This window comes from Nitrincola schmidtii (assembly GCF_008973715.1).
GTDB lineage: Bacteria > Pseudomonadota > Gammaproteobacteria > Pseudomonadales > Balneatricaceae > Nitrincola > Nitrincola schmidtii.
This window is the reverse complement of record NZ_WBOL01000008.1, coordinates 40919-60008: the sequence shown is the minus strand read 5'-3', so window position 1 is coordinate 60008 and position 19090 is coordinate 40919. Positions and strand designations below refer to the sequence as shown.

Sequence of the window (19090 nt, the reverse complement as noted above, 5' to 3'; positions counted from 1 at the left end):
GTTTAACTATGCGAACCTCTGCACATCTTCGTATCGGTGATCAGCCTTGGGTTAAGTGGTCCTTAATCACCTTGGCACTATCACTCGTCACCTTGCTGCTGCTGGTACCTTTATTTGCCATTTTCGCGCAAGCCTTTTCCGGTGGTTTAGAAAGCTACATTGCCAATGTGACTGATCGTTTTACATTGCATGCCATCGGTCTAACTTTATTTGTTGCAGCCTTAACGGTTCCGATTAACTTAGTGTTTGGTGTTTTTCTCGCTTGGCTTGTAACGCGCTTTGAATTCCCAGGTCGTAAACTTCTGATTACCTTAATTGACATACCTTTTGCGGTGTCACCTGTTGTAGCAGGGTTGTTATATCTGCTTCTGTATGGCTCAAATGGTTGGATTGGTAGTCGTTTGATGGACCACGATATTCAGTTGATGTTCTCTTGGCCGGGTATTCTGATGGTCACCGTGTTTGTTACCTGTCCATTTGTCGCGCGAGAGTTGATTCCGTTGATGCAGCAGCAAGGTAAAGAGGAAGAGGAAGCCGGTGTTACCTTGGGTGCGAGTGGGTGGCAGTTGTTTCGTCGTATCACCTTACCCAATATTCAATGGGCTTTGATTTATGGTGTGGTGCTGACCAATGCACGTGCCGTGGGTGAGTTTGGCGCGGTTTCAGTAGTGTCTGGCAATATTCGCGGTGAAACTAACACTTTGCCTTTGCATGTCGAACTTTTATATCAGGATTATAACGTGGTGGGAGCCTTCGCTAGTTCATCATTACTGGCGGGTATTGCGCTGTTGACCTTGTTTGTGAAGTCTTTTGTTGAATGGCGTCAGGCTCGTCAACGTCATGCGTTGAATGAGGAGGAAATATGAGTATTCGGGTTGAAAATGTCAGCAAGCGTTTTGGAAAGTTTCAGGCGCTTGAGCCGCTATCCTTGGAAATTCCTGATGGTCAATTAGTGGGTTTGTTGGGACCGTCAGGTTCTGGAAAAACAACGCTATTGCGCATTATAGCTGGGCTGGAAAGTGCCGATACCGGCCGTATTTTGTTTCATGGCGATGATGTCACCCGTGTGCATGTTCGTGATAGACGAGTCGGATTTGTGTTTCAGCACTATGCGCTATTTCGCCATATGACCGTTGCTGAAAATATTGCGTTTGGCCTAGAAGTGATGCCAAAAGTGCAGCGACCTAATGCTAAAGAGATTAAAAAGCGGGTACATGATCTACTTGAGATGGTGCAGTTAGGACAATTGGCCAATCGTTACCCTGCGCAGTTATCAGGTGGGCAAAAACAACGTGTTGCGCTAGCTAGGGCACTGGCTATGCAACCTCAAGTATTGTTGCTAGATGAACCCTTTGGCGCATTGGATGCCAAGGTGCGTAAAGATTTACGCCGATGGTTGCGCAATTTGCATGATGAACTTCACTTCACCAGTGTCTTTGTCACCCATGATCAGGAAGAGGCATTGGAATTATCTGATCAAGTGGTTGTCATGAGTGCAGGTAAAATTGAGCAAGTCGACACACCTCAAACTCTTTACGCTCAACCAGATAGCCGTTTTGTATTAGGCTTTTTAGGACATATCAACGTTTTACAAGGTGACGTGAATCAAGGGCGCCTTTCACAAGGTGATGCTTGGATTACTCTTAATGGTCATCCGAATGCTAAAGCAGTCGAATGCTATTTCCGTCCACACGAAGTCAAATTGCAAACTCAACCATCACCCACTGCACATTTACCATTAAAGGTCAGTGCAGTCAGTTTAATTGGTGCTGAAGTTCGCGTTGAATTGGAAGCCGATGGTTGGAGTAGTCCAGAACCTTGGGAGGTTGGAATCAGCCATGCTGAGTATAATGCTTGGCAACCGATGCGGGGTGATCGTTGCTATGCAGTGCCCGAAGTAGGTCATCTGTTTTCATCGGACAAAACAGAGCCTGAGTTGATTCAATGGTCACAAGCACAGCAATCTCCAGTGGTAGGTGCGAGGTCTAGCGTTGTTTCTTTATTTGCTAGTGCCTAAATCACTGCCCTTAAACGACAAGTGTTGGGCACTTAGCACGACTGGCGACACGTTGAGAGACGCTGCCTAAAAAGTAGCCCTCAACGTCGCCATTGGTGCCGCGCGTTCCGACGACAATCAAATCAACTTCTTTCTCTTTGGCAAACTTTACGATCGTTTTGGAAGGTCTGCCGCTCTTGACGAAAGCACGAACCTTCTTCGCCCCTAATAGCTTGGAATGTTCACGTGCGTGGTTGACCACATCGGTGGCATATTCTTTCAATGCCTGATCAGGTATTTGAACATTGTCAGGTCTGACCATAGATAAGGATGCTTCAAATAAACTGTGATGTTTAAACACACAAATCAGATATATTTCTGCATCAGTTAGTTTTTGAAGGTCAACCGCCTTTTCTAGTGCTTTTAAAGCACCTTCAGAACCATCCACTGCGACTAGAATTTTTTTGAACACATCAATCTCCCAGCTGTCGTTGTAAAAGAATTATACCTAGCCTTATCTAAAGGCTAAGTCTCGCAAGAATAACGCTATTTGAGGGAAGAAAATGATCAATACCGAGGCTATCACTAGCATTAATACAAACGGTGGCGTTCCTCTTATCACTTCCCAGTAGGGGCGTTTGAAGATCGCTATTGCAGTAAAGATGTCGCAGCCAAAAGGCGGTGTCGCTGACCCGATTGCCACCATCAGGGTAATCAAAATACCCACATGAACGGGGTCAAGTCCTGTAGAGGCGATTGCAGGAGCAAAAATCGGTGTCAGTACCAAGATTACTACGATAGGGTCGACAAACATGCAGGCAATAAAGAAGGCGATGGCAATCGCAAAAAGCACGCCAATGGGACCCGCTTGATCTATGCCTAAGCCCCCCAAGATGGCTTGCGGGATTTGCGCAAAAGAGATAATCCATGAGAATCCATTGCCGACTGCGACAAGAATGAATACGACTGCGGTAATTAAGCCAGTGGATTTTGCTATTTTGTAGATATCCGCTGCTTTTAATGAGCGGAAAACAATGAATTCAAGAATTACAGCATAAAGTACACAGGCAGCTGCTGCCTCTGTTGGGCTGAAAATACCACCGTAGATCCCACCAACGATAATCACTGGGAAGCCTAAAGGCCATAACGCATCTTTGATGGCTATCAGGCGTTCTTTCCATGTGCTTTTAGGTTCGGTCGGTACGTTATGCCTATAGGCGTAAGCGATACAATAGGCAGAAAACATCGCTAAAATTAGTAAGCCAGGACCGACGCCAGCGATAAATAATTCCCCGATTGAGGTGCCGGTAATAACACCATAAATAATCATGCCGATACTGGGAGGGATCAGAAAAGCGATATCGCTGGAATTAATGATGAGCGCTAAGGTGAATGAATCTTTATATCCTGCTTTTAACAGCTTCGGACGTAAGGGGGAACCAACCGCCACAACAGTCGCTTGAGTGGATCCGGAAACCGCGCCAAACAAAGTACAGGAAGCGGCCGTACTCACAGCAAGGCCACCTTTGATATGGCCAATAAAGGCCATTACCATACCGATGAGTCTGTTGGCAGATTGACCCCTAGTCATAATATCAGCCGCTAGAATAAACATTGGCACTGCAATTAAGGCAGTCGGTCGTATTCCACCCATCATCTGCTGAATCATAATGTTCATTTGTGCAAAGCTATCAAAGGTCATATAAAAGCCGACCAATGCTGCCATGATCAAAGGGATCATCATCGGGAACCCCAGCAATAGAAGAATGATCATGGTTGCCAGCATAATGGTAGTCATAGCATTATCCTTTTATCGGGTCTTAGACTTCTGTTTCGGTGTCTTCGTAGCCATCGACCACGTGTGTTGAGAGATACACATCACGTGAGGTCAGGTTTTTGATAGCGGTAAGCAGGTATTGAATACCGGTGATGGTAAAGCCGATCGGAACCCAGACATACATCAGGTATAGAGGGATACCCATCGTGGGTAATACACGACCGGTGTTATAAATGCTAAGAATATAGGTGTAAGAGTAATAGCACAGAAAAAACATCGTGCCCGAAGTGATCAAGGCAATGAATATCATCAAAATACGGCGTGCTTTGGTGGGTAGTGCATCGTACAGTGCCGACATGCGAATATGTCTACCGTGACGCGCTGCATAACCCAAACCTGCAAAGGTAATCATCACGATCAGTATTCGATTGACTTCTTCGGCAAAGAATAGACTTTCACCAAATACAAATCGACCGATAACATTAGCGACGGTATTCAGTGCCATTAACAAAACACCGGCAGCAAGAATAAAGGATTCTATACGGCTGATGCCTGAATCTATAACGCCCAAGAATCCAGGTAATCCTGAAATGTGCGAATCAAGAAGGTCATCCTTCATTGAAGTCTCTCCAAGTGCAGTCAGGTCTATCCTTGAAAAGTCAGCGGCAGAGAGGCCACCGCTGACCATTTAGTTCACAGATAAGGATTACTGTGAACGATAGGGTTCTAAATCTGCTTTAAACTGCTCAAGCAGGGCTTCGCCTCGCTCGCCTGTCATTTCTATAAAGCGCTCTTCAACACGCGGTGCGCGCTCAATGAATGCTTGACGCTCTTCATCGGTTAAGCGAGTTACCGTCACATCAGGTTTAGATTCAAGAATTTTCTCTAGCATCTCCTCGCTTAAACCTGGCACATATTCGGTGATGTACTCGAAGGCAAATTCAGTTGCGTCTTGCACTAACTGCTGATCTTCAGCAGAAAGATTGTTGTAGAAATCTTGGTTCGCCATTAATGCCGTGGTGAATTGACCATGACCGGTAAAGATCAAGTTAGGGGATACTTCATAGAGTCCGCCTGACTGTATCCAAAAAATTGGATTTTCCTGACCTTGGATAATATTGGTCTGAAGACCACCGTAGACTTCACCCCATGGCAGAGGAGTCGGTGTTGCACCAAAAGCACGATAGGTCTCTGAAAGCAATGGGTTGGTCATGGTGCGGATGTTCTTTCCGCGGAACTCTTCTGGTGTTCGAACCGGCGTATCTGCCGTAACAACCATCTCTCCCTCTGGATACATTTTAAGCAGTTCTAACCCTTGCTCTGCATACAACTCGGGGAACATTTCGTTAATAGCGACACTGGTTTTAAAGAAATCGATGATGTCTTCGTCATTAACTGGAAGTAGATAAGGAATAAAGAAAATTTGTGCTTCTGGGATCAAAGAGCCTGTGAACCCAGGAGATTGGTTTACAAATTGAAGAATCCCCATCTGGGTTTGCTCCATGATGTCATCCGACTCACCGAGCTCACCAAAGCGAAATATTTGTACGGTGTTGTTAGAGTTTTCTTCAACATACTCTTTAAATTTGTGAGCGAATACGTCTTGCACATCCCCTTCAAATTCTTCATGAGCGTAACGCCAGTTGGCTGCCATTGCAGCAGAACTGAAACCTACCATGCTGGTTATAAGTGCGCCGGCTACGGCAGTTGCCAGTCTTTTTTTCAAGGTCATCTTTTGCTCCTCGCTGGGTTTAAAGTGGAACGAATTCCAATCGCTCCATGACGTCTATACTGTAGAGTCATGCCAATAAAATTTATGGACACCTTATTCAGCGTGGCAAAATGCTTCAAATTCTGCAAGTTAATTGCAGATAAAATTTATAGCTTGTTGGGAAATTTTTCGGATGGCATCGTTTAAATTTTTGTTATATATAAGAAAATAGCTTATTATTATTTTTTTAAATATTTATCGGAATTATCATGAATGTAATTGTTTGATTAGGTGAGCATGCCATACGTCAGATTGTCTGGGTTTTATCTTTTCTATTTCGCATTATTAGGTTCTTTAGTTCCATATTGGAGCCTTTACTTGCAGTCGTTCGGCCTGTCTGTTCAAGTGATTGGTGTACTGATGGCGTTGCTGCATCTTTCGCGTGTTATCGCGCCAAATGTTTGGGGTTGGTTGGCAGATCACACAGGTCAACGATTGCGCATTGTTCGTTGGGGAGCTTGCCTCACCTGGATAGTCTTTATTGCTATTTTTTGGCAAACCTCTGCTTTAGGCATTGGGTTAGTCATGCTGTTATTTAGTTTTTTTTGGAATGCAGTATTGCCGCAGTTTGAGGTATTAACACTTCAGCATCTCGGTTCTTCCCGCGATAAATATAGTCGTATTCGGTTATGGGGATCTATTGGTTTTGTGGTCGCCGTCTTAGGAACGGGGATGTTGCTTGATCTGATTGATATTCGATGGTTGCCCGCTGTTGCTCTGGTGTTAATGGTGTTGATTTGGCTGAATACATTGGTGGTACCCGCTCCATCGATGGGGCCTTCAAAGGAGCGTACATCAAAAAGTCTGCGCAATATTCTTTGTATCCCACAAGTTCAAGTGTTTTTACTGGTATTCTTTTTGGTACAGTTCAGTCACGGTCCTTATTACACCTTTTACAGCGTTATGTTGCAGGATTTGGGGTATAGTCGAAGTCAAATTGGACAGCTTTGGGCAGTGGGTGTGGTAGCTGAAGTTTTGTTATTTATTATCATGCCCATGTTATTTAAACGTCACAGTTTAAGACTGCTGTTGTTGATCAGTGTATTGCTTTGTGCTTTACGCTGGTTCTTGATTGCTTTTTTTGCTGACTCATTACCGATATTGCTTTTTGCGCAGCTACTGCATGCAGCCAGTTTTGGCAGCTTACATGCCGTGGGAATTGCTTTGGTCTATCATTACTTTAGTCAGAACACACAAGGAAGAGGGCAGGCCTTGTTTGCCAGTGCAGGCTTTGGAGCCGGAGGTGCTGCGGGTGCTCTATTTTCAGGAATGTTTTGGGCAAGTTGGGGAGGAGGCGTTACATTTATAGTGGCAGCGAGCGTTAGTCTAATTGCTTTTGTGATAGCTTATTTTTGGATCTATCCTGATCGATTTAAGCAACTGGATTAACTTCGGTAAAGTGTTATATCCTTGTATGTATTACAGGTGTCTTGCAATCCTAAGGGGAAAGCGATGAAGTTTACAATCGATATTGAAATGACACCGGAGGAGCTAAGAGAAAGTCTTGGCTTGCCAGATGTGTCTTCTTTACATGACGAAATGATCAATACTATTCGTGAACGAATGCATCAAGGCGTAGAAGGCTATGATCCTGTGACCCTTTTTAAACCTTTTTTAACTTCCAGTGTCGGAACAGTGGAAGGCTTTCAAAAACTTATTTTTGGATTGATGAACCAATATTCGCGCCCTACTTACAAAGGCGCAGACAAAGACGGAACTGAGGAATGAAGTACAGATGACCATTAAGAAAAAGGAGAGCAGTATGCGTATCCTGAGAAAGTATACCAATAGGCGTTTGTATGATACCTCCAGAAGTTGTTATGTCACTTTGGAGGATGTTAAAGAGTTGGTTCTTAATTCAGAGCCTTTTCAAGTGCTGGATTCAAAGTCTGGTCAAGACTTAACGCGGAATATACTGATGCAAATTATCAGTGAGCAAGAGGGTGATGGCCACGGTACGTTGTTAACCAATCAGGTGCTGCAGCAGTTGATTCGTTTTTATGGCGATAGTATGCAAGGGATGATGAGTCAGTATTTGGAGCAAAGTATTGGCGCTTTTCTTGAACATCAGGATCTTATTCGAGATCAAATGCAAAATATGATTGGGGCTGCTAACCCATTAACCATGATGAATCGCATCGCGGATCAAAATTTGGCTATGTGGAAAATGTTCAGCCCTGTTAAGGGTGAAGGTAAGTCATCATTTGACCCCTCAACTCAGAAAGCTGATGCGGCTACTGAAGAGCCAACAGTAACTGAAGCGGCTAAAACAACTCGTCGACGTACCGGTAGGCCTAAAGAGTAGGGTTCGTTACTTAAACGTCCTGATGTAACCAGTTCCCAATCGCATCGGAGAGCTGGTTTCCTTGCTTACTACTGACAAAAATCCCGATATGCCCTGATTCAATGCTTTTCTCTCGATAGAAACGAGTCGAGGTCAGCCCTTGTAATGCTTTTGATGACGAAGGCGGAACAAGATGATCTTGAGTAGCATAAATATTCAGAATGGGTTGGGTAATACTAGCGAGCCTGACAGGCTGATCACCTATCTTTAGTGTATCGTTAACGAGACGGTTCTGCTGAAAAAAGTCTTTGATAAATTCGCTAAATGCCTTTCCTGCTTGATCGGGACTGTCTTGTATCCATTTCTCCATACTTAAGAAGGTCACCGCATTACTTTGATCCGCTAAAGAGAATGGCAGGTCTAAGTTTTTTTGCATACCTAACCGCATCGGCATCAAAGATTGATAGGTTTCGTTCAATAATGTGCCGGGTATATTGCCATAAGTGGCGACGGCTAAATCAACATCAACGTGACGCGCTAGATTGCTTAGCGTGAAGTCTGGTGTGTGAAAATCAACGGGTGTTACTAAGGTAATTAATCGAGAAATCTTTTGAGCATGTAACGCTGTGTAGCAAAGGCTGAAAGTCCCACCTTGGCAAATACCCATTAAGTTCATCTGATCTACTTGAGCGTGCTCACAGGCCTTATCAACACAGCGATCAAGGTAGTGATTGATATAATCATCGAGATCTAAAAAGCGATCCGATGCGTCTGGATAGCCCCAGTCAACTAAATAGATAGCAATACCTTTATCTAGAAGCTTTTTTAATAACGAGCGTTCGGGTGTCAAATCGATCATATAGGGTCGATTGACTAAGGCGTAACAAATCAAAAGAGCAGGAGTGTCCGGATTGAGATGTTCAGGAGCATAATACTGAAGACGCATTTTATCGAGTTGCAGTAACGTTTGCGCTGGCGTTTGGCCTATCTCAACAGGTGCAATACGTTTGAGGACTTGGTAGCTTTCAAGCAGTTGTGTATTGAATTCCTTAACCTCTTTCTTTAGCAGTTGAGCATCTAAACGAATCCTGCTCATGACTGTTGATCCCTTGAAGGACTAAGCTGTTGTTTAATGGCCTCAATATCACGTGTCAGCGACAGGGTTTGCTGTTGAAGGTGTTCCAATTGGCGAACCTGTTTGGTTAACGCATGAATTTTTTCAAAGGCTAGATTCAATGAAGCTTCCGAAGCAATGCCGAGTTGGGTTAGATAGCGATTACGCTGTTCCTGAAACCAAAGCTTCAGTTGCATCAAGGTGTTGCTGATTTTTCCATGAGCCAGTTGGTATTCATGAGTGGCAACCCGCTCTGCATAGCTTATTTCATAAGCATCTACCCAGAGTCGATGTAGCTCTTTTAGACTGGATATTTGTTGCTCACTTTGCTCAATCGCCTCAGAAAGTTGATTGATGGCCTTCGAATTGATGTGTGAATAATGATCCGTGTAATCCTGAAATGCTTGTTGATGCTCATTGATAAGCTTTGTAAATTCACGGTAGGCCGTTTGCTGAGAAAATGGGATATCCATCTGTGGCAGGTTAGTGAATCCACTCAGCATTTTAAGCCAAGGCATCTCTATTCCAGTTGAAGAGTCCCAATAACGCGTTTTAATGATTGAGCCTAATTGTTCAGGCAATAACCATCGCTTGAGGATCAAGTCATCTGAAAGGCGGTTAATATGCTGATGAAAGTCTTTAAAAAAACTGGCGGCCTCTATCTGATCCTGTTGCTGAACAAGTTGACCCGCAAAACGTGTAAATTCGATCGATTCTTGGGTCATTACAGCCAGTAGTTCAGCATGCTGATCGGGTAATTCTTGCCATCCCTGTTGCTGAAGTGATTGCATAAGCTCAGACCAATCTGGCAACTCAGCTGTGGGGCTGTGTTCGCTAAAAAGCGTAAGCCAGCGCCGAATAGTTGCTTGCAGGTCGTCGGTCACAATTCGCTCCATCTATTACGCAGTCTTATTGGAAAGTCACTGCTGTGTCTAAGTCTACTTGGTTTTAGGTAGAAATCGCAAAGCCTCTATTACGTTGAAGTAACTTGACCATCTGTTGCGCTGCATTAGATAGGGTTCGTTCGCGATGGTAAATATAACCCAAAGGACGGTGAATGGGAGCTGCCTCTAAATGAAGACGCATCAATTGATCATTAATTAAACTTTCTGGCAGTAAACTCCAACCCAGACCAATCGACACCATCATACGAATGGTATCAAGATAGTTGGTGCTCATACCCAGATTAGGCTCCATTTTCCAGGCCGACATCTGTTGACGAACCAGTTGATGGGTAAAGGTTTCAGGCTTTGGCAAAATAGCGGGGTATTGATTGAGTTGAGCTAAGGTGACCTTCCCTTGTTTCGCCAAAGGGTGGTGTGTCGAAACAGTATAAAAAAGTCGATCATCCCAAATTTGTTCACTACAGATTCTTGCGTCTGCATGGGGAGCGAGTGTAATTAGCGCTAGTTCAATGTCTCCTTTTAAGACGCTTTCATAGGCAAGCTCTGACTCATCAAAGCGAAGGTCTAGGGTGACATCCGGAAACGATTGTGCGAAGGATTTTAAAATTGGAGGTAAGCGGTGCAGGCTAATATGGTGGCTAGCAGCAAACGAAAGGCGACCGGAGACTTCTTCATTTAAGTTACTGACCAGTATTTCCGCGTCTTTAAGCGCGAGCTGAATCTCTCTGGCTTTTGGCAGAAGACGCTCTCCCGCCTCGGTTAACATGATGTGACGACCGATGCGATCAAATAGACGACAGTTCAATTGCTGCTCTAAAACTGCAATACGTTTACTAACAGCAGACTGTGTTAAAAACAGTCTGTTGGCTGCTTGTGAAAAAGAAGCGGACTCTGCAACCATGACAAACGCCTGTAAACTTTGAATGTCCATAACTCGGATACCTTAATGAAGAGTTAAGCTGAGCCTAAGACTGTTATTCTATTCCATTTTGGAATGGATTAAATAAAAAATATGAATTTGAGTATTTGCTGTCACTCTTTTACACTGTGTGAAACGAGAGACAACCTGTTGGAGAAACGGCAATGGCTGGTAAAACCCTATACGACAAGCTGTGGGATGACCACTTAGTATCTGAAAACAGTGATGGTAGTGCATTATTATATATTGACCGTCATCTGTTGCATGAAGTGACGTCACCTCAAGCATTTGAAGGCTTGCGTTTGGCGGGTCGAAAACCTTGGCGTATTGATACCAATTTAGCCACGCCTGACCACAACGTGCAAACGACTGACCGCTCGGGTGGAGTTGACTCTATCGTTGATCCCATTTCACGCATTCAGGTTAAAACCTTGGATGAAAACTGTGATAGTTACGGCATCACCGAATTTAAGATGAACGATCCTCGTCAAGGTATTGTTCATGTGGTTGGCCCAGAGCAGGGGGCAACTTTACCCGGAATGACGGTGGTTTGTGGTGATTCTCATACCGCGACTCATGGTGCGTTTGCTGCGTTGGCACATGGTATCGGTACCTCTGAAGTGGAGCATGTCCTTGCCACTCAGTGTTTGATCGCCAAAAAAATGAAAAACATGTTAATCCGTGTTACGGGCAAGTTAGGTATTGGTGTGACAGCCAAAGATGTTGTTTTACACGTGATCGGTGTTATCGGTACTGCGGGTGGAACGGGTTATGCCATCGAATTTGGTGGTGATGCGATTCGCTCCATTTCCATGGAAGGGCGAATGACCATCTGTAACATGGCAATAGAAGCGGGTGCCCGTGTTGGTTTGGTTGCCGTAGATCAAAAAACCATTGATTACGTTAAGGGCCGTCCTTTTGCACCCAAGGCTGATCAGTGGGAACAAGCCGTTGCCGCGTGGCAAAATCTCGTTTCAGACGAGGATGCCGTGTTTGATCAAATTGTTGAGATCAACGCTGAAGACATTTATCCACAAGTGACTTGGGGAACCTCTCCAGAGATGGTTGCACCGGTTACCGCCTTGGTTCCTGATCCAGCAGAGATGACTGATCCTGTAAAGCGTGAGGGTACCGAGCGTGCATTGCACTACATGGGCTTAAAACCCAATCAGAAAATTACCGATATTCAATTGGATCGTGTGTTTATCGGTTCGTGCACTAATTCTCGTATTGAAGATCTGCGTGAAGCGGCTGCCGTAGTTAAAGGCAAAAAAGTCGCATCTAGCTTGAAGCAAGCGCTGGTAGTGCCAGGTTCGGGTTTGGTTAAGCAACAAGCGGAAGCGGAAGGCTTAGATAAAATCTTTATCGAAGCTGGAATGGAATGGCGTGAACCCGGTTGCTCTATGTGTCTGGCAATGAACCCAGATAAATTGGGCGCTGGCGAACATTGTGCATCCACTTCAAATCGAAACTTTGAAGGCAGACAGGGTTTCGGAGGACGCACGCATCTGGTTAGCCCTGCTATGGCGGCAGCGGCAGCCGTCGCCGGTCATTTTGTTGATATTCGCGACATCATTAGCGCTTGATAAGCTTGAAAGGAGAGCACCATGAAAAAATTTACTCTGCATGAAGGCTTAGTAGCGCCACTTGATCGTGCCAATGTTGATACCGACATGATCATTCCAAAGCAGTTTTTGAAATCGATTAAACGCTCTGGCTTTGGTCCTAACCTGTTTGACGAATTACGTTATTTGGATGAAGGCCAGCCTGATCAGGATTCTAGTCAACGTCCACTTAACCCTGATTTCGTATTGAACAAACCTCGCTATCAAGGCTGTAGTGTTTTACTGGCACGGAAAAACTTTGGTTGTGGTTCCAGCCGTGAACACGCACCTTGGGCGCTAGAAGACTTTGGCATTCGTGCGATTATTGCACCTAGTTATGCTGATATTTTCTTCAATAACAGCTTTAAGAATGGCTTGTTACCGATCATTCTTGATGAAGCTATTGTGGATTCTCTATTCCAAGCTGTCGAAGCCAATGAAGGGTATCAATTAACCATCAACTTAGAAAAGCAAGTGGTCGTCAAGCCTGATGGCACTGAGCTGGCTTTTGAGATTGATGCGTTCCGCAAGCACTGCTTGTTGAATGGCTTGGATGATATCGGTTTAACCCTTGAACAAGCTGATGCCATTAAGCGCTACGAAGCATCACGTCGCCAAACGGCGCCTTGGCTGTTTTCATAATCCTTGGCTGTTTTGATAATAGTTTTCTAGAAAGTGATTGGAATTAAGGTATTTACATGTCTAAAAAAGTATTAGTGCTACCTGGTGATGGCATAGGTCCTGAAATTGTTGCCGAAGCGCGTAAAGTATTAGAAACCGTCAATGCGCAAATGTCATTAGGTCTTGAGTTAAGCGAAGCATTGGTGGGCGGTGCTGCCATCGATGCGACGGGTATTCCTTTACCCGAAGAGACGCTAGCGGCGGCTAAAGCAGCCGATGCTATTTTGCTGGGTGCTGTCGGTGGTCCTCAGTGGGATACCAATCCTGATTTTCAGATACGCCCAGAAAAAGGGCTCTTAGGGATACGTTCACAGTTAGGTCTGTTTGGTAACTTAAGACCTGCTATTCTGTATCCACAGCTAGCACATGCTTCTACCTTGAAGCCTGAAGTGGTTGCTGGATTGGATATCTTGATTGTTCGTGAATTGACCGGAGGTATCTATTTCGGCCAACCACGGGGCTATCGCACTAAAGAAAACGGTGTTCGTGAAGGTTTCAACACTTATGTGTATGATGAAAACGAAATTCGTCGTATCGGACGTGTTGCATTTGAAGCCGCTCGTGCACGTGGTAAGAAACTGTGTTCAGTGGATAAAGCGAATGTTCTTGAAGTAACGGTTTTATGGCGTGAAGTAATGAATGAACTTCATGCCGAATATCCTGATGTCGAACTGAGCCATATGTATGTGGATAACGCAGCGATGCAATTGGTTCGTGCGCCAAAGCAGTTTGATGTAGTGGTTACTGGTAATATGTTCGGTGATATCCTCTCGGATGCGGCTGCGATGTTAACGGGCTCTATCGGCATGCTACCTTCGGCATCATTAGATGCCAATAACAAGGGTATGTATGAACCTTGTCACGGCTCTGCACCCGATATTGCAGGTCAAGGAATTGCGAATCCATTGGCAACGATCCTCTCAGCCGCTATGATGTTGCGCTATTCATTAAATGCAGGCGAGGCTGCGGATCGTATTGAAGCCGCAGTGAGTAAAGTGCTCGATCAAAATCTGCGAACAGCAGATATTATGTCTGACGGTATGCGTCGGGTCAGTACCTCTGAAATGGGCGATGCTGTGGTTGCTGCAATTGGCTAAAATAGTCATTTAGATTGACATTTAATTAGCCACTTTTTTAATTTTTTAAGTTTGGGGGCACGAATGAAGCGTGTAGGATTTGTTGGCTGGCGTGGTATGGTCGGTTCTGTGTTGATGCAAAGGATGCTGGAAGAGCGTGATTTTGATCTGATTACGGAACCTGTATTTTTCACCACATCACAAGCAGGCAAACCAGGACCCGATATTGGTAAAGCGATTCCAGCACTTAAAGATGCTCGTAATATAGATGATCTTAAGCAGATGGACGCCATTATTTCTTGCCAAGGTGGTGATTATACCACTGAAGTTTATGGCAAACTGCGTGAAGCGGGCTGGAAAGGCTATTGGATAGACGCAGCATCAACGCTGCGTATGGTCGATGACAGTATCATCATTCTTGATCCAGTCAACCAGGGTGTGATTGAACAGGGTTTAACCGATGGTATTAAAACCTTTGTTGGTGGTAACTGTACGGTTTCCTTGATGTTGATGGGTCTTGGCGGTCTATTCCGTGAGAATTTGGTGGAGTGGGTGAGCTCCATGACCTATCAGGCTGCTTCCGGTGCTGGCGCTCAGAATATGCGTGAATTGATTTCACAAATGGGTCAAATCGAAGATGCAGTCAAAGCAGAATTAGCAGATCCTGCTTCTGCTATTCTAGACATTGACCGTAAAGTCGCTGAAACCATGCGCAGTGATGCGTTTAATACAGCTAACTTTGGTGTTCCATTATCTGGCTCTTTGATTCCTTGGATCGATAAAGCAGTTGAAGCGGGTCAAAGTAAAGAAGAATGGAAAGGATTTGTTGAAACCAACAAGATTTTGGGTCGCTCAAACAACCCTATTCCTGTTGATGGAACCTGTGTGCGAATCGGTGCAATGCGCTGCCATAGCCAAGCCTTCACTATCAAGTTGAAAAAAGATGTGCCGATGGATGAAGTCGAGTCCATCATTGCTTCAGCGAATGATTGGGTTAGCGTTGTGCCTAATGAACGAGAAATTACCATGCGTGACCTGACGCCCACCAAGGTAACAGGTACCCTTAATATTCCAGTGGGTCGTCTACGTAAAATGAAAATGGGACCTGATTACTTGAACGCTTTTAGCGTCGGTGATCAGCTTCTCTGGGGCGCAGCAGAACCTCTGCGTCGTATGCTCAGAATTTTAATGCAGCAGCAGTAAGTTTTATGAGTTAACCTATCAGCCCGGCCCCGAAAGGTGCGTCGGGCTGTTTTCGTTTATAGCCTTATCAGGATAGAAGAATTTTATGTCGATCGTTGTTGCAATCACGGGTGTCAGTTCACTACTGGGTGAAAACCTTCTTGAGATTTTAGAAAGTCGTCAATTTCCAGTAACCAAGCTGGTGCTGACCGATCCAGGAAAGGTTGTGGGTCGAAGCGTTATGTTTGCTGGACATGCCAATCGAGTCGTCTCTGTTGATGATGCTGATTTAACTGACGTTGATGTATTGTTTAATTGCCATCCTGAAGGCTTGCCTAACGATTTTACGCCCGCTCAACTGACTGGCAAGTTGAAAGTGATTGATCTGTGTCCGTCTGCTGACCTTGAGTTTCCTTGTATAGTGCCTGAAGTTAATCCTGATGAGATTTCCTCATCCCCTTATTTGATTTCTCCAGCTCCTGCTGCAGTTGTCTCTGCTATGGCCCTTCATGCGTTGCATCAGCGCTATAAAATTCTACGTTTGAACCTTGTCAGTTTATGTTCTGTTGCAGAAGCAGGAAAGAAAGGAGTAGAAGCGTTAGCATCTGAAACTGCAAAGTTATTAAATGGTCGCGATCCTGAAGCTTCTTTTTTTGGGCAGCAGATCGCTTTTAACTTAATTCCTTTCACTGGAACGATTGAAAGCACCGGTAGAACCGATTCAGAAGATAAGGTTGTTAGTCAATTACAGCGTTTATTGGGTGACGAAGGCTTGGAAATTGCCGCCACAGCCGTGCAATTACCTCTTTTTCATGGACAAAACGTCATTTTACATGCGGAATGTCAATTTCCGGTCGATATAAATGAGGCACAATTGTTGTTAAGTAAAGTGACGGGTGTTCGTTGCGTGATTGACCAAAACTATTCAGTTATTACTGATGCTGCAGGCCAAGATGAAGTGTTTATTTCGCGTCTAAGAGCAGAAGCAGGGAATAATTCTGGAATCATGCTGTCGGCTCTTAGCGATAGTCTTAGAAAAGGCGGTGCGCTAAATGCAATACAGATTGCAGAACATCTGTTCGGTTTGCTTGACCATTGAGTGGTTTATACTTAATACTTGCTTTACAAATATTAGATAAGTAATCGGCTTTACTAGAGAAATAAGTCTGGTTGCGTATCAAGAGGGAATTCAGATGCTGCGTAAACTTGCCTTGAGCCTCGCGATTGCCGGGGTGCTTGGAGTACCAAATGCAAATGCCTTGGGGCTCGGTGAGATCAACATTAGATCGGCATTAAACGAACCGTTAAGTGCTGAAATCCGCTTAATGCAGGTACGCGACCTGTCGCCACTGCAAATCCAGCCAAGAATGGCTGATTCGGATGAGTTTTCAATAGCGGGGCTGAGTAAGTCCCGCTTTTTAAACGATGTCAGGTTCCAGGTTCAGGTCGCTCCTGATGGCACTGGCGTCATACGTATGACTTCCTCAGAACCTGTTCGCGAACCGTTTTTAAACTTCCTAGTTGAAGTGAACTGGCCTAATGGTCGTTTAGTTCGCGAATATACGGTTCTTCTGGATCCGCCGGTATTTGATTCAGCACCGATTGGTGGAACACAATTCCAGCCAGCGGTTACTTCAACGCAGGCTGCCACAGTAGCCTCCTCTGTGCCGGTTGCTCAAGCACCTGCTCCTCGACCCTCTCAGACCACTCTTCCGGGTGAGGTTCGGGTAGCGAATAACGATACATTATCTGTGCTGGCAAATCGTTACAGGCCTGATTCATCAATTTCTTCGCAACAGATGATGATTGCTTTGCAGCGCCACAATCCTGAGGTATTTCCCACTGCCAACATCAATATGATGAGGGCAGGTACTATCATGAGAATACCTACTGCTGATCAGATTCGGTCAATATCTGCGGCTGAAGCCAACGCAGAAGTGAGCCGTCAAAATGAAGAATGGCGTAATCGAAATAGAGCAACGCCTGCACCGCAAGCAGTTCCAGAGTCAAGCCCTGCAGTTGTTGAAGAAGCAGCTGAAGAGTCTGTAACAGAAGAAACAGCAGTAGAAGAAACAGCTGTAGTTGAAGAAGCTGAGGATTTAGCTGCAGCAGCAGAAGCTTTAGCTGAGGCTGAACTCAGAATCGTGACACCTGAAGAGGATATCGCCTCTGAGCAGGCTGACGAAATCGGTGATACGGCTGCAAGAGAAGAAGGTGATGAAGTCGCTGAAATCACAGGTGCTTTATTACAGCGTAGTGAGCAGCTTGATAACCGTTTAATTGTTCTAGAAGAGGATTTAGATCGTACACGATTAGAGAATCGAGATTTAAAAGAGTCCAATGACAGTCTTCAAGAACAGTTAGTGTTGTTGCAACGAATGATGGAGCTGCAAGCCGAACAGCTTGCCCAGCTTCAGGTACAGCTTTCAGAACCGCAGGCGCCACAATCTGATCTAGTAGAAAAACTAACCAGTCTCCCTGTCATAGGTGGTGCTGCCGCTGCGCTTATTGCTTTGCTAGCAGCGATTGTGTTGGGGCGTCGTAAAAAGAAAGCGCCTGAGCCTATGTTCAAAGCCCCTGAAGTGTCAGGAGATAAGAACACAGCGGCGGCCGCTGCAACTGCCGCCGCAGCGACCGTCGCTGTTGCTGCTGCAGCTGCAGATGAAGATAAAGAAGATAGCCTTGAAGATTTAAAAGAAGAGCCTAGCTTCGAAACTCCTGCTGAGGTTGATGATTTCTCGGATTTAGATCTAGATCTTGATTTAGATCTTGACCTAGATGAAGCAGAAGATGATTCAGTTCGTGTGGTGGATGAAGAATACGATTTATCTGCTGATGATAACTTTGATGATCTTCTAGCTGATTCAGAGTTAGATGCTGAAGAGAGTCCTGCTATAGAGGATACGATCGAAACATCCGCTGAAAAGGGTTTAGATGAATCTGGTGTAGAAGATCTAGCTAGTGATATTGAAGATCCTATGTCTGAAACTGAACAAAGTGATGATCTTGATCTTGATCTTGATCTTGAGTCAGCTGAAGATGACATTTCATCTCTTGATGATTTGTTGGGTGAGGATATACCTGAACCCAGCTCCTCAGTTGAGGCAAGCTCAGATGATGAAGATGATTTAGCTTCTTTAGACGATCTGCTTGCATCCAGTTCAAGTCTTACTGAAGCAGAAGCTGAAGCTGAAGCTGAAACAACTGATGAAGCTAAGGATGAAGTAGACGAGCTAGACTTTATTCTTCAAGATTCTACAGATGATGAAAGCTTTAATGAAGCCGAGTCATCTACAGAGCAGCCTTCAGCTGATGATGATTTAGACGCTCTTCTCGGTTCACTGGAGCTAGAGGAAGATGACGCTGCTGCTCCTGCTCCTGTAAAAGGAAAAATGAAGCCAAGCGAACAGGTAGAAGAAGAGCTAACGGCAAATATCATGCATGATCTAGAGATGGATCTTGATGATGAGTTGGATGACTTACTCAACAGCACAGATGACGATATTGCTTTAGAAGAAAGTCAGTCTGATGAAGATGCAATCGATATGCTGGATAGCCTTAGTTTGCTCGACGGTGCTGATGAGAATGAAACTAAGTTGGACTTGGCACGAGCTTATCTAGAGATGGATGATGCTGAGGGTGCTAGAGAAATATTAGGTGAAATTATTGCTGAAGGAAATGATCAGCAGAAGGAAGAAGCTCTAAAACTGATGGATAGTTTGAGTAAACAGTGATGATAAAGGTCTAGAAAGTTTTTCTTGACCGCTTTATATTACTGTAC

General features: G+C 44.7%; 18 protein-coding genes. 11 read left to right on the top strand and 7 right to left on the bottom strand.

The window, feature by feature from the left end; translation table 11 throughout:
• The first annotated feature begins 8 nt into the window (after window positions 1-8).
• Both cysW and F7R24_RS08515 read left to right on the top strand, forming a co-directional pair.
• Window positions 9-866, top strand: a complete 858-nt coding sequence (gene cysW / locus F7R24_RS08520; protein ID WP_151670829.1) for a sulfate ABC transporter permease subunit CysW — start codon at window positions 9-11, stop codon at window positions 864-866.
• On the top strand, window positions 863-2017 hold the full coding sequence (locus tag F7R24_RS08515) for a sulfate/molybdate ABC transporter ATP-binding protein (protein WP_151670828.1): 1155 nt from the start codon (window positions 863-865) through the stop codon (window positions 2015-2017). The genes cysW and F7R24_RS08515 overlap by 4 nt, the downstream gene beginning before the upstream one ends.
• 10 nt (window positions 2018-2027) lie before the next feature.
• Here F7R24_RS08515 and F7R24_RS08510 read toward each other — a convergent pair whose 3' ends face one another.
• From F7R24_RS08510 to F7R24_RS08495, 4 genes are all read right to left on the bottom strand, one after another.
• The gene (locus tag F7R24_RS08510) at window positions 2028-2468 is read right to left on the bottom strand and encodes a universal stress protein (RefSeq protein WP_151670827.1); all 441 of its coding nucleotides are present in this window, start codon (window positions 2466-2468) and stop codon (window positions 2028-2030) included.
• Between the two features lie 42 nt (window positions 2469-2510).
• Window positions 2511-3794: a TRAP transporter large permease gene (locus F7R24_RS08505; protein WP_151670826.1), complete on the bottom strand. Its 1284-nt coding sequence runs from the start codon at window positions 3792-3794 to the stop codon at window positions 2511-2513.
• Between the two features lie 22 nt (window positions 3795-3816).
• Window positions 3817-4392: a TRAP transporter small permease gene (locus F7R24_RS08500; protein WP_151670825.1), complete on the bottom strand. Its 576-nt coding sequence runs from the start codon at window positions 4390-4392 to the stop codon at window positions 3817-3819.
• Between the two features lie 87 nt (window positions 4393-4479).
• Window positions 4480-5505, bottom strand: coding sequence for a TRAP transporter substrate-binding protein (locus F7R24_RS08495; protein ID WP_151670824.1), 1026 nt, complete (start codon window positions 5503-5505; stop codon window positions 4480-4482).
• Between the two features lie 276 nt (window positions 5506-5781).
• On the opposite strand from F7R24_RS08495, the gene F7R24_RS08490 reads away from it, so the two are divergent.
• The 3 genes from F7R24_RS08490 (at window position 5782) to phaR (ending at window position 7849) form a co-directional block, all read left to right on the top strand.
• Window positions 5782-6933 (top strand): MFS transporter, encoded by a 1152-nt coding sequence (locus F7R24_RS08490; RefSeq protein ID WP_151670823.1) that lies wholly within the window; start codon window positions 5782-5784, stop codon window positions 6931-6933.
• Window positions 6934-6996: 63 nt separating this feature from the next.
• Window positions 6997-7272 carry a DUF6489 family protein gene (locus F7R24_RS08485; RefSeq protein WP_151670822.1) on the top strand — a complete coding sequence of 92 codons (276 nt, stop codon included), beginning with the start codon at window positions 6997-6999 and terminating at the stop codon, window positions 7270-7272.
• 34 nt (window positions 7273-7306) lie between these two features.
• The gene (gene phaR / locus F7R24_RS08480; RefSeq protein WP_151670821.1) at window positions 7307-7849 is read left to right on the top strand and encodes a polyhydroxyalkanoate synthesis repressor PhaR; all 543 of its coding nucleotides are present in this window, start codon (window positions 7307-7309) and stop codon (window positions 7847-7849) included.
• Window positions 7850-7859: 10 nt separating this feature from the next.
• Here phaR and phaC read toward each other — a convergent pair whose 3' ends face one another.
• From phaC to F7R24_RS08465, 3 genes are all read right to left on the bottom strand, one after another.
• Complete coding sequence (phaC, locus tag F7R24_RS08475; RefSeq protein WP_151670820.1) at window positions 7860-8924, bottom strand: class III poly(R)-hydroxyalkanoic acid synthase subunit PhaC; 1065 nt, start codon at window positions 8922-8924, stop codon at window positions 7860-7862.
• Window positions 8921-9826, bottom strand: a complete 906-nt coding sequence (locus F7R24_RS08470; RefSeq protein ID WP_168926801.1) for a poly(R)-hydroxyalkanoic acid synthase subunit PhaE — start codon at window positions 9824-9826, stop codon at window positions 8921-8923. Before F7R24_RS08470 ends, phaC begins: the two co-directional genes overlap by 4 nt.
• A gap of 64 nt (window positions 9827-9890) precedes the next feature.
• Window positions 9891-10778 (bottom strand): LysR family transcriptional regulator, encoded by an 888-nt coding sequence (locus tag F7R24_RS08465; protein WP_151670818.1) that lies wholly within the window; start codon window positions 10776-10778, stop codon window positions 9891-9893.
• Between the two features lie 152 nt (window positions 10779-10930).
• On the opposite strand from F7R24_RS08465, the gene leuC reads away from it, so the two are divergent.
• The 6 genes from leuC to F7R24_RS08435 all read left to right on the top strand — a co-directional run bounded on the left by leuC (window position 10931) and on the right by F7R24_RS08435 (window position 19043).
• Complete coding sequence (gene leuC, locus F7R24_RS08460) at window positions 10931-12352, top strand: 3-isopropylmalate dehydratase large subunit (protein ID WP_151670817.1); 1422 nt, start codon at window positions 10931-10933, stop codon at window positions 12350-12352.
• Window positions 12353-12373: 21 nt separating this feature from the next.
• Window positions 12374-13012: a 3-isopropylmalate dehydratase small subunit gene (gene leuD / locus F7R24_RS08455; RefSeq protein ID WP_151670816.1), complete on the top strand. Its 639-nt coding sequence runs from the start codon at window positions 12374-12376 to the stop codon at window positions 13010-13012.
• A gap of 56 nt (window positions 13013-13068) precedes the next feature.
• Window positions 13069-14148, top strand: a complete 1080-nt coding sequence (leuB, locus tag F7R24_RS08450) for a 3-isopropylmalate dehydrogenase (protein WP_151670815.1) — start codon at window positions 13069-13071, stop codon at window positions 14146-14148.
• Between the two features lie 63 nt (window positions 14149-14211).
• Entirely contained in the window at window positions 14212-15330 is a 1119-nt protein-coding gene (gene asd, locus F7R24_RS08445; protein WP_151670814.1) for an aspartate-semialdehyde dehydrogenase, read from the top strand.
• An 85-nt stretch (window positions 15331-15415) separates the two neighbouring features.
• Window positions 15416-16408, top strand: coding sequence for an aspartate-semialdehyde dehydrogenase (locus tag F7R24_RS08440; RefSeq protein ID WP_151670813.1), 993 nt, complete (start codon window positions 15416-15418; stop codon window positions 16406-16408).
• A 94-nt stretch (window positions 16409-16502) separates the two neighbouring features.
• Window positions 16503-19043 (top strand): motility hub landmark protein FimV, encoded by a 2541-nt coding sequence (locus F7R24_RS08435; RefSeq protein ID WP_151670812.1) that lies wholly within the window; start codon window positions 16503-16505, stop codon window positions 19041-19043.
• Window positions 19044-19090: the final 47 nt, after the last annotated feature.